Genomic DNA, 10,647 nt, shown 5'->3' with positions numbered 1-10,647 from the left:
GGCCGACCACCGCGACGCCGGCCGTGGGCGCGGTGACGCAGCCGCAGGCGCCAGCCCAACCCGCCACGCCTCGCGCGACCGTGACCGCGATTCCAGCCGTGGGCGCGGTGGCTCCGCCCCAGGCCACGGCGACTCCCGCCGGTGCTCGCCCCACCGCGACCGCGATTCCAGCCGTGGGCGCGGTGGCTCCGCCGCAGGTCCCGGCCGCGCCGACCAGTGCGCGTCCCACCGCCGCGACGCCAGCCGTGGGCGCGGTGACGCAGCCGCAGGCCCCGGCCGCGCCGACCAGTGCGCGTCCCACCGCCGCGACGCCGGCCGTGGGCGCGGTGACTCCGCCCCAGGTGCCCGCCGCTGCCCGGCCGACCACCACGACGCCAGCCGTGGGCGCGGTGGCTCCGGCCCAGGCGCCTGCCTCTGCCCGGCCGACCACCACGACGCCGGCCGTGGGCGCGGTGACGCAGCCCGTGGCCCCCGCGTCGACGCCTCGCATCGCGCCGGTCGTTCCGCCCACCGCGAGCGCTTCGCCCGCGATGCCTCCCGCCATGCCGCCGGCGGTGCCGAGCATCGCGTCCATGCCGACGCCGCCGCCCGTGGCTCGCGGTCCCTCGGCCGTGCCGACCATGCAGCCCCTGAGCCCGGTGATTGCGCCCGTGGCTCCCGCGGCCCGTCCGCCCTCGGTGCCCACCATCGCCCCCGCGGGTGCCCGGCCTCCGGGCCCTCCCGCCGCGCGCCCCGTCCCCACCGTGGGCCCGGTGACGCCGCCGCCCGTCGCGCCCAGGCCTCCGACCCCTCCCGCCATCTCCGCGACACCGCCGCCGGTGCTCGCCGTCGGTCAGGTCGTCCCACCCATCGCTCCGGCGACTCCCGCGCCGCCGCGCCCCGGCAACCGCCCCACCACGTCCCTGCCCGCGCTCGCGCCCGCCGGTTCCCCCCGTCCGCTGACGCCACCGCCCGTGGCTCCGCCGCGTCCTCCCGCCGCCAGCGCGCCCCCGCCGCCGCCCGCCGCGGGAGGCCCCGCCCTCAGCCCGGAGCAGCTCACGGACCTGGAGTCGCGCTGCGCGAAGCTCGACCAGATGGACTACTTCGAGCTGCTCGGCCTGGAGCGCACCGCCGTCCCCGGCGACATCAAGAAGGCGTTCTACAAGGAGAGCCGCGTCTACCACCCGGACCGCTTCTTCCATCTGGAGTCCAAGGCCCTCAAGGACCAGGTGAACGAGCTCTACAAGCGCGTCACCGAGGCCTATTACGTCCTGCGCGACGACACCAAGCGCAAGAAGTACCTCTCCGACATCGCCGGCCCGGACCGCGCGCAGAAGCTGCGCTTCACGGACGCCTCCGAGTCCGAGACCAAGGCCGCCGCGAAGAAGGAGCAGGAAGAGCAGATCGGCACCCACCCCAAGGGCCGTCAGTTCTACACGCAGGCCCAGAAGGACCTGGAGTCCGGCAACCCGTCCGCCGCGGAGCGCAATCTCAAGATGGCGCTCACCTACGAGCCCTCCAACGCCCGCTACAAGGAAGCCCTCGCGGAAGCCCAGAAGCAGACCGCGGACAAGTCCAAGGGCGATTCCTCGTTCAAGATCCGCTAGCGGCCCCCAGGAGCCCACCCCATGGTCATCGACCTCATCCTCCTGGGCATGGTGCTGTTCTTCGGCATCCTCGGCGCCCTCTCCGGCGCCGCCCGGCAGGTGGCCAACTCCGTGGGGCTCGCGGCGGGCTACTTCGTGTCGCGCAAGCTCGCGCCCCTCGCCGGCCCCAAGCTCGCCGTCGCGCTGGGCTCACCGCTGCTCATCGGAACGCTCTTCGGCACGGTGCTGCTCTTCGTCGTCACGTGGCTCACCGTGCGCTACGCCCTGGGCGCGCTGCTCCTGCGCTTCCTCTCCGGCAAGGACCCGGAAGAGCGCGGCCTGGACCGCACCCTGGGCTTCGTGCTCGGCGGTGGGAAGATGGCGGCCCTGTTCTGGGTCTGCCTGAGCGCGCTGACGTTCATGGAGCAGCACGTCATCGTCGCCGGCAAGCGCCTGGGCGTGGCCCCCAAGGACTCCGTCGCCTTCGACCTGTCCCGCCGCTTCAACCTCTTCGAGCTGACCCAGTTCGCCCCGCTGGAGGACCTGGTCCGGGTGGCCCAGGCCACGCACGACCCCGCCAAGGCGAAGAAGCTCCAGGAGGACCCGGCCTACAAGGCGCTGCGCAAGGACCCGCGCTTCCAGCTGGCCCTGTCGCACCGGGAGCTGAAGGACGCGCTGGAGCGCGGCGACACGCAGGCCCTGCTGCGCAACGACGCGATCCTCCAGCTCATCCAGGATCCGCAGGCGGCGGCACGGCTGGGCGCCGCCGCCCGGGCCTCCGAGAAGCCAACACCCGCTAAGCGTTGAGCTCCACGTCGTCCAACGCCGCGAGCCGCGCCTTCACGAACTCCGCGTCCACCGTCACCTGGCGGTGCTTGCGCTCCGGCGCCTCGAACATGATGTCCGACATCACGTGCTCCAGGATGGAGCGCAGGCCACGAGCCCCCAGCCCGCGCGACATGGAGTAGCGCACCACCTCCCGCAGGCCGCTCTCCGGGAACTCCAGCTCAATCTCATCCAGCGCCAGCAGCTCCTTGAACTCGCGGGTGATGGCATCCGGCGGCTCGGTGAGCACGCGCAACAGGTCGGACTCGCCCAGCCGCTCCAGCTGCACCATCACCGGCATGCGGCCCAAAAACTCCGCCATCATCCCGAAGTCCACCAGCTGCTTCGTGGAGATGCGCTTCTCCTTGCGCTTCGCCGCGAGCGCATCCGCGCCAAAGCCCATGGCCCGGCCGCCCTCGTCGCCAAAGTCGTGCAGGTCGCTGAACGTGCCCGCGCAGATGAAGAGGATGTCGCGCGTGTCCACCTGCACGAAGTCACTCTTGTTCCACGCCTGCGTGACATTCATGGGCACGTGCACCTCGCGCCCCTCCAGCAGCTTCAGGAGCGACTGCTGCACGCCCTCACCGCCGATGTCGCGGCTGCCCGCGCCGTTGCGGGCGCCCTGGGTGCGGCGGGCAATCTTGTCCACCTCGTCGATGAAGATGATGCCCCGCTGGGTGTCCTCCACGGAGTGGTTCGCCTTGAAGAGCAGGTCGGACACCATCACCTCCACGTCCTTCCCGTAATAGCCCGCCTCCGTGTATTCGGTGGCGTCCACGGTGGTGAACGGGACCTGGAGGATCTCCGCCAGGTTGCGCGCGATGTGCGTCTTGCCGCTGCCCGTCGGTCCGAGGAGCAGGATGTTGGACTTCTTGATGAGGGACTGCCGGCGCATCCGCCGCGCCTGGATGCGCTTGAGGTGGTTGTGGGCGGCGATGGCCACCGCCCGCTTCGCGGCGTCCTGGCCGATGACGTACCTATCCAGCCGTTCGAAGATCTCCCGCGGGGTCAGTGGCGCTGCCTCTTCCCTGCGTGCGGACGACTCCATGTACCCTCCCCTTCTCTCCACTCGACCTCCCTGCGCTGCCTAGGTGGAAGGGTAGGAATTGGATGCTGACCGGCCCACCAGGGCCAGAGCCCGGAATGGGGCCCCTGCCCGCCTGCCTGCTCCTCGAACAGGCGGCTATTGAATGGATGGGTCGTTTCCGATAGTCCGGCCCCCCTCCCGTGTTCATGGGAGTTTCCACACCCCCGCCGCGCGCTCCACCGGAGGCACGAAACAACGATGGCCGCTCCCTCCCCTCAGCACCGCTGGACCCTGGCCGATGCCCACGAGCTGTACGGCATCCGCAACTGGGGCTCGCCCTACTTCGGCATCAACGACAAGGGCCACGTGTGCGTCCACCCGGACGGGCCCGCCGCTCCGAGCATGGACCTCAAGGAGCTGGTGGACGAGGTCCGCCGCCGGGGCATCGGCCTGCCGCTGCTCCTGCGCTTCACGGACGTGCTGCGCCACCGCGTGGTGCACCTGAACAGCGCGTTCAAGAAAGCCATCGCGGATCAGGGCTACAAGGGCCTGTACCGTGGCGTGTACCCCATCAAGGTGAACCAGCACCGCTACGTGGTGGAGACCATCATCGAGGCGGGCAAGGAGCACACCTACGGCCTGGAGGCCGGCAGCAAGCCGGAGCTGCTCGCGGTGATGGCGCTCCTGGACAGCGAGGACGCGCTCGTCATCTGCAACGGCTACAAGGACGAGGAGTACATCGAGACGGCGCTCTTCTACTCGCGCCTGGGCCGCAACGTCATCCTGGTGGTGGAGAAGCCCAGCGAGCTGCCCCTCATCGCGGAGGTGGCGCGCCGCACCGGCATCACGCCGCGGCTGGGCATGCGCGTGAAGCTGTCCACGCGCGGCGCCGGCAAGTGGGAGGCGTCCGGCGGTGACCGGTCCAAGTTCGGCCTGTCCTCTTCGGAGCTGATGAACTGCATCAGCTTCATGAAGGACGCGGGGCTGCTCTCCTCCTTCGAGCTGCTTCACTTCCACCTGGGCAGCCAGATCTCCAACATCCGCAACGTGAAGAACGCGCTGCGCGAGGTGGGCTGCTTCTACGTGGAAGTGGCCCGCCAGGGCGCGCCGCTGAAGTACCTGGACGTGGGCGGCGGCCTGGGCGTGGACTACGACGGCTCCCAGACGAACTTCGCCTCCTCCATGAACTACACGACGGAGGAGTACGCCAACGACGTCGTCTTCGGCGTGATGGAGGCGTGTGACCGCGCGGGCGTGCCGCACCCCACGCTCGTCTCCGAGTCCGGCCGCGCCGTCGTGGCGCACCACGCGGTGCTGGTGGTGGACGTGCTGGGCACCAGCGAGTTCGACCCGTCCCAGACGCCGGACAAGGTGGACGAGAAGGCGCCCTCCGTGGTGCGCAACCTCTATTCGACGTTCCGCGAGGTCACGAACAAGAACGTCATCGAGGCCTTCCACGACGCGCAGGACTCCAAGGAGGAGAGCCTCCAGCTGTTCTCCCTGGGCCACCTGTCGCTGGAGCAGCGCGTGGCGGCGGAGAACCTCTACTGGGCCATCTGCCACAAGATCCTGCGCGTGGCGCGCGAGGCCGGGGAGATTCCGGAGGAGCTGGAGGCCCTGGAGAAGCAGCTGTCGGACACGTACTTCTGCAACTTCTCCGTGTTCCAGTCGCTGCCGGACTCGTGGGCCATTGATCAGCTCTTCCCGATGATGCCCATCCACCGTCTGGCGGAGAAGCCGACCCGGCGCGCGACGCTGGCGGACATCACCTGCGACTCGGACGGGAAGATCGAGCACTTCATCGACAAGCGCGAGGTGAAGGACGCGCTGGAGCTGCACGCGCTCAACAGCGACGACTACTACCTGGGCATCTTCCTGGTGGGCGCGTACCAGGAGATCCTGGGCGACCTGCACAACCTCTTCGGGGACACGCACACGGTGCAGGTGTCGCTGGCTCCGGGCGGCGGCTACCTCATCGACCACGTCGTCGCCGGGGACACCGTGACGGAAGTGCTCAACTACGTGAGCTACAACAAGGACGACCTCGTCGCGAAGCTGCGCAAGTTCACGGAGCTGGCGCTGCGCCAGGGGCGCATCACCCTGGACGAGTCGCGCAACCTGCTGCGCGTCTACGAGGACGGCTTGTCCGGCTACACGTACCTGGAGCGGGAGGTGGACGCGACGTTCACCTCCGCCAGTCAGCTGCGCCTGCTGCCCGGCCCCGAGAACGGGGCGCGCACGCCCGTGACGCCCTCGGGGAGCTGAAGGCCCTGACGGCTCAAGCCTCCGTCGGGACCGGTGCCTGTTCGCCGGTCTCGACGGATGTGTCGCTGAACGCGGCCTCCGTCGCGCGAAGCCGCAGCGTCTGGAGCGTCTCCAGTTGCCCGTCGGCGCGCTCGGCCAGGAAGGCGAAGTCGAACCGCTCCAGACGCGGCTCCTTCGCGGCCACCTTCGCCAGGCTCCTCCACATGGACACGCGTCCGTGGGAGCCCACGCACAGTCCCTCCAGCTCCACCAGCCGGCTCAACGGTGAGTAGCGCAGCCAGGAGCCGTTGAGCTTCAGGCGTGACAGCTTCTCCGTCAGCCACGCGCCGCCCACCTTCAGCGGATCCACGCGCACCTCCAGCGCGGACATCACGGCCAACAGCGTGGCGCGGTCCTGCTCGATCAGCGGGATGAGCGTGGCCAGGTACTGCCCCACCGGGTTGCTGCGGTTCTCGCGCTCCGTCCGCTTCGCGAGGTCCAACCCCACGGTGGAGCCCAAGAGGTGGTCGTTGAGATAGATGCCCAGTCGCTTCAGATTCATGCCGAGTGCCCTCCCCCGAGGCATCAAAGAACTTCACGAGGGTGGGCACGACGAGTGCTTGCCGCACGCCGCCATTGGGGCTCGGAAGGCAGACAGCCTGCCGAGCCCCCTCACGGCCGCTTCAGTCCGGGTAGCCGAACGACGCCGTGACCTTCACATCCGGGTGGAGACTGCGCGCCACGGGACACTCGTGGGCGATCTTCTCCAGCATCACGCGCTGCTCCGGCACGAGTCCGGCCGGCATCAGGATGGAGATCACCAGCTCGCCAATCTTGCGCGGCGGCGGGGTCATCCGCTTCTCCACCGTCGCGCTCACCTCGCCCAGGGTGAAGCCCTCCTTGCCGGCCACCAGGTGCATGGTCGTCACGACACAGGACGCCAGCGCCGTGGCCACCAGGTCCGTGGGGGAGAAACTGCCGCCGGTGCCGCCGTTGTCCTTCGGCGCCTCCGTGGGCAACGTCGCGCCGGACGGGCCGTGCGTCACCTGCGTCTTCAGTTGGGGGGCACTCACCAGGGACATCACCACACCCGTCGCGGGCTGCTGACTCATCACCGTCTCCTTGGGACTTGAAGCCTGGGTTGGAAGGACTGCGCTCTAACGCACGAAGCTGTCGTGGGCCTTCGCATCCTTCTTGGAGGAAGGCTCGGCGTCGTCGACGCTCCAGTCCAGCGTCTTCATCAGCGACTTGCTGCGCTTCTTGACGTCCGCGTCCAGGAACTTCACCGCGTCGTCCATCTTGTCCATCAGGCGCATGGGCTTGCGCTTGTTCTTGGGCTCGCTGAACAGCGCGTGCGTGAGCCAGGGGAACACCGCCGTCACGTCGCAGTGCACGTACATGGAGCCCGTCTCCACCGCCTCCACGGACACCTTGCCCCAGGTGTGGCCCTCACCGGCCGGGCAGCTGGACAGCGCGCCGTTGTCCACCGGGTCCACGCAGAACTGCACGTCGATGTCGAAGCCCGACGTGGGGACATTGAGAATCTGGTCGAGCAGCGGCTCGCCCTGGAGCGTGTAGTTCTTGGGCACGCCGCCGCCCAGAATCCAGATGGCCAGCTTCCCGCTGCCGTTGTGGCGGCAGTAGTGCTGCATGGCGGCCATGGAATAGACGTCGTCGTTGATGTCGAGCTCGAACTTGAACTCGTCACCCAAGAGGCGCTTCAGCTTCACGACGTTGAGGAAGATGGAGCCGTCCTGCACCGCGCCCACCCAGATGGGCACGCCGTGCTTGTAGCAGGTGGACAACAGCGACGGCTGCTTCACGCCCAGCTGCTTCTCGATGCCGTGGATGGCCTTGCCCAGGAGGTAGTGGAACTCCGGGGTGGTCATCTTCCGCTGGAACTGCGGCTGCCGGAGGATGGCGGAGAAGAGGCGGTCGGTGTCGAGCAGCGCCTCCTCCCAGAAGCCCAGGTCGTAGATGCGGATGATGCGCGCCAGGCGGTACTGGAGGTCGCCCGCGTTGGGGTTCACCTCGCGGATGCCGTGGCCGATGATGCGGTGGGCGTCGTGGTAGAGGTTGGCGCCCGTGGTGGTGATGGCGGAGATGATGCCCTTCTCCACCAGCGGGATGAGGCAGGACTGGTGCAGGCCCGCGGGCGTCATCGCGCCCGACAGTGTGAGGAAGATGGACGCGTCCTGCTGCACGGACTGCTGCATCAGCTCGAACGCGGTGCGCTCCTGGCGGCCCACGTAGGCGCTGAACGCGTGCGCGAGCAGCTCCGCCGGCTTCTCCTTGCCGGTGATGGGGCGCGGATCCGCCTTGCGCGCGTTCGCGTAGGCGGCGCGAAGGGTGGACTTCTTCGGGGTCTGGGTCTTGGCCATGGCGCGGCGATCTAACACCGCCGGCCTGCCAAGGGGAGGCCCGCCACCCGCCCCGCCCTCCCCGAGGGCCGCCACCGGACAGGAACAAACCGCCCGCCGTGCGGATTCACACAGGGCCCGCTCTTCAGGCCCCTTCCCATGGGGACATGGCGTAAGAGTGCCCGCCTCGCCGCCCTCCGGAGGGTTCCACCGCCGTGATCGACCTGCATTCGCACACCACCGCCAGTGACGGCCAGTACCCGCCCTCGGAGCTGGTGGCGAGAGCCGCCGCCGCGGGAGTCACCGTCCTGGCCGTGACGGACCACGACACGGTGGCGGGGCTCCACGAAGCCCGGCGGGCCGCCGCGGCGCATGGGGTCGAGCTGGTGCCCGGCATCGAGCTGTCCGCCTTCGTCTACGGCAAGGAGGCCCACATCCTGGGCCACTTCCTGCGCCCGGAGGACCCGGACCTCGCGCGCTTCGCGGACCGGCTGCGGGACGAGCGCACGCACCGCATGGAGGCCATGGTGGCCCGCCTGCGGGAGCTGGGCTTCCCGGTGCGCATGGAGCAGGTGCTCAAGGTGGCCGGGGACGCGCAGCTGGGGCGGCCCCACCTGGCGCGGGTGCTGGTGGATCAGGGCTGGTGCATCGACGTGAAGGCCGCGTTCGACCGCTTCCTGGGCACGAGGCGCGCGGCGTGGGTGGAGCGCTTCAAGCTGGACGGCGCGGAGGCCATCCGGCTCATCCGCAACGCGGGCGGCACCGCGACGCTCGCCCACCCCAGCTCCTCCAAGATGGAGCGCCCGGAGATCCAAGCGCTGGCGAAGGCGGGGCTCTCCGGCCTGGAGATCCTCAGCGTGGACCACAACCCCTCGGTGCGGCAGAAGTACCTGGCGCTCGCGGCGGAGTTCGACCTGGTGCCCACCTTCGGCAGCGACTTCCACGGCGAGGCGGTGGCGCCCGACCACCGCCTGGGCGTCGCGGCCATGTCCCCGGAGCTGTTCCAGAAGCTGCGCGCCCGCGCGCCGTCGTCCCGGCCCGTCTGACTAGGACCGGGGCTGGGCCTTGAAGCGGCTCGTCACCGCGGTGAGGCCTTCCGCCACGGCCTGGAGGTCCTGGGCGATGCGGGTGGTGCGGCCGGTGGCGTCCACGCCCTGCTTCACCAGGTCCGCCACGTTGCGAGCGCCCTGCACCGCCTGCTCGCTGGACTGACGCTGCTGGCGGGTGGCGATGGTGATCTGCCGCGCCGCCTCGCTGGTGCCGCGCGCCAGCTCCACGATGCGCAGGAAGACGGCGGAGGCCTGCTCGGCCACCTCCACGCCCCGGTCGCTCGTCGCCATGCCCACGCGGGCCTTGGACGCGGCCTCCTCGCCGGAGTCCTGCACCTTCTCCACGATGCGGGCGATGTCGCGCGCGGACACGGAGACATTCTCCGCCAGCTTGCGCATCTCCGCGGCCACCAGTGAGAAGCCCCGGCCCACGTCGCCCGCCTTGGTGCCCTCCAGCGCCGCGTTGAGCGCCAGCAGGTCGCTGCGCTCCGCCACCTGGTTGATGACCTGGGCGATCTTGGAGACCTGCTGCAGGTCCTTGTTCAGCCCCACGATGGCGTCCGCCACGCCCTTGGACTCCGTGCGGATGTCGTTGATGCCGCCCACCACCTGGGCCACCACCGCCATGGCCTCCGCCACCGCGTCATGGGTGCGCCGGGCGCTGGACTCCACCACCTCCGTGGACGAGGAGATCTGCTCGGCGGTGCGGGAGAGCTCCTCGAACGTGGCGGCGATCTGCTGCGCGTACGCGGCCTGCTGGCTGATGACGTGCTCCTGATCCGCTGAGGCGCCCATCAACCCGCGCGACGCGCTGGACAGCTGCTCGGTGCGGGTGACGAGCTCCATCACCGTGGAGCGCAGCGTGCTCAGCATCTCGTTGAAGGAGGTGGCCATCTGCCGCACCTCGCCGGCGGCGGACACGTCCAGCTCGCCCCGGAACACGTCGCCCCGGGCCACCTCACGCGCCACCTGCGTGACGCGCGACACGGGGTCCGCGATGGCGCGGCTGATGATGACCGCCAGCCCCAGGCCCAGCACCGCGGCGCCCAGGTAGCCCATGAGCGAATAGCCCTCCGTCGCCGCCAGCGCCGCCTTCACCTCATGGGTGCCGAAGCCCGCGCGGTACACGCGGCCATCACTCTCGCAGCGCACCACGACCTGATCCGCATCCGTCAGCCGCGCCACCGTGCACGCCCCCGGCTTGAGCTCCTTCGGCTCGGTGTCCCCCTTCGGCACCTGGCCGCGCACGGCGATCACGGTGCCGTCCGTGCGGGTCAGCTCCTGGAACATCAGCGTGAAGCCGCCGGACGCCACCTGGTTGAAGAGCTCATCGCGCCGCGCGCGGGCGTCCGGCGCGGTCTCCGGCAGCGCGAGCGAGGGGTGTCGCACCACCAGCGTCCCCAGCGTCGCGGCCCTGCCGACGAGCACTTCCAGGCCCGCCGCCTTCTGCCGCGCGGGGAAGTACACGCCGGTGAAGAACACCACCGCGAGGCACGGAAGCAGCACCGCGATCGCCACCTGCATCCGCAAGGTCAGCCGGCCCCACATGTCGACGACTCCCCAGGCGATGAGCGCAA

At 69.9% G+C, this 10,647-nt stretch carries 9 protein-coding genes; 4 read left to right on the top strand and 5 right to left on the bottom strand.

Annotated elements, in window-relative coordinates; translation table 11 throughout:
• Together D7X30_RS43695 and D7X30_RS30835 are read left to right on the top strand one after the other, a co-directional pair.
• Positions 1–1,586 (top strand): DnaJ domain-containing protein (locus D7X30_RS43695; RefSeq protein ID WP_304984737.1); only part of this gene is annotated, 1,586 nt, incomplete at its 5' end.
• 21 nt (positions 1,587–1,607) lie between these two features.
• Entirely contained in the window at positions 1,608–2,372 is a 765-nt protein-coding gene (locus tag D7X30_RS30835) for a CvpA family protein (protein WP_120566544.1), read from the top strand.
• Here D7X30_RS30835 and clpX read toward each other — a convergent pair.
• Positions 2,362–3,438 carry an ATP-dependent Clp protease ATP-binding subunit ClpX gene (clpX, locus tag D7X30_RS30830; protein ID WP_120566543.1) on the bottom strand — a complete coding sequence of 359 codons (1,077 nt, stop codon included), beginning with the start codon at positions 3,436–3,438 and terminating at the stop codon, positions 2,362–2,364. The genes D7X30_RS30835 and clpX overlap by 11 nt on opposite strands.
• Positions 3,439–3,675: 237 nt before the next feature.
• Here clpX and speA point away from each other — a divergent pair, with 237 nt between their 5' ends.
• Complete coding sequence (speA, locus tag D7X30_RS30825; protein WP_120566542.1) at positions 3,676–5,682, top strand: biosynthetic arginine decarboxylase; 2,007 nt, start codon at positions 3,676–3,678, stop codon at positions 5,680–5,682.
• A 13-nt stretch (positions 5,683–5,695) separates the two neighbouring features.
• On the opposite strand, the gene D7X30_RS30820 is transcribed toward speA, so the two are convergent.
• From D7X30_RS30820 to D7X30_RS30810, 3 genes are all read right to left on the bottom strand, one after another.
• Positions 5,696–6,223 (bottom strand): hypothetical protein, encoded by a 528-nt coding sequence (locus D7X30_RS30820; protein ID WP_120566541.1) that lies wholly within the window; start codon positions 6,221–6,223, stop codon positions 5,696–5,698.
• A gap of 121 nt (positions 6,224–6,344) precedes the next feature.
• Positions 6,345–6,773 (bottom strand): OsmC family protein, encoded by a 429-nt coding sequence (locus D7X30_RS30815; protein WP_120566540.1) that lies wholly within the window; start codon positions 6,771–6,773, stop codon positions 6,345–6,347.
• A 45-nt stretch (positions 6,774–6,818) separates the two neighbouring features.
• Positions 6,819–8,042 carry a deoxyhypusine synthase family protein gene (locus D7X30_RS30810; protein ID WP_120566539.1) on the bottom strand — a complete coding sequence of 408 codons (1,224 nt, stop codon included), beginning with the start codon at positions 8,040–8,042 and terminating at the stop codon, positions 6,819–6,821.
• A 194-nt stretch (positions 8,043–8,236) separates the two neighbouring features.
• On the opposite strand from D7X30_RS30810, the gene D7X30_RS30805 reads away from it, so the two are divergent.
• The gene (locus D7X30_RS30805; RefSeq protein WP_120566538.1) at positions 8,237–9,067 is read left to right on the top strand and encodes a PHP domain-containing protein; all 831 of its coding nucleotides are present in this window, start codon (positions 8,237–8,239) and stop codon (positions 9,065–9,067) included.
• Here D7X30_RS30805 and D7X30_RS30800 read toward each other — a convergent pair whose 3' ends face one another.
• A complete protein-coding gene (locus tag D7X30_RS30800; RefSeq protein WP_120566537.1) occupies positions 9,068–10,618 on the bottom strand; it encodes a methyl-accepting chemotaxis protein in 1,551 nt (516 codons plus the stop codon). It lies immediately after the preceding gene.
• Positions 10,619–10,647: the final 29 nt, after the last annotated feature.

Origin of the sequence: Corallococcus sp. AB011P, assembly GCF_003611605.1 — a bacterium.
Classification (GTDB): Bacteria; Myxococcota; Myxococcia; order Myxococcales; family Myxococcaceae; genus Corallococcus; species Corallococcus coralloides.
This window is presented reverse-complemented; position numbering and strand designations above follow the sequence as displayed.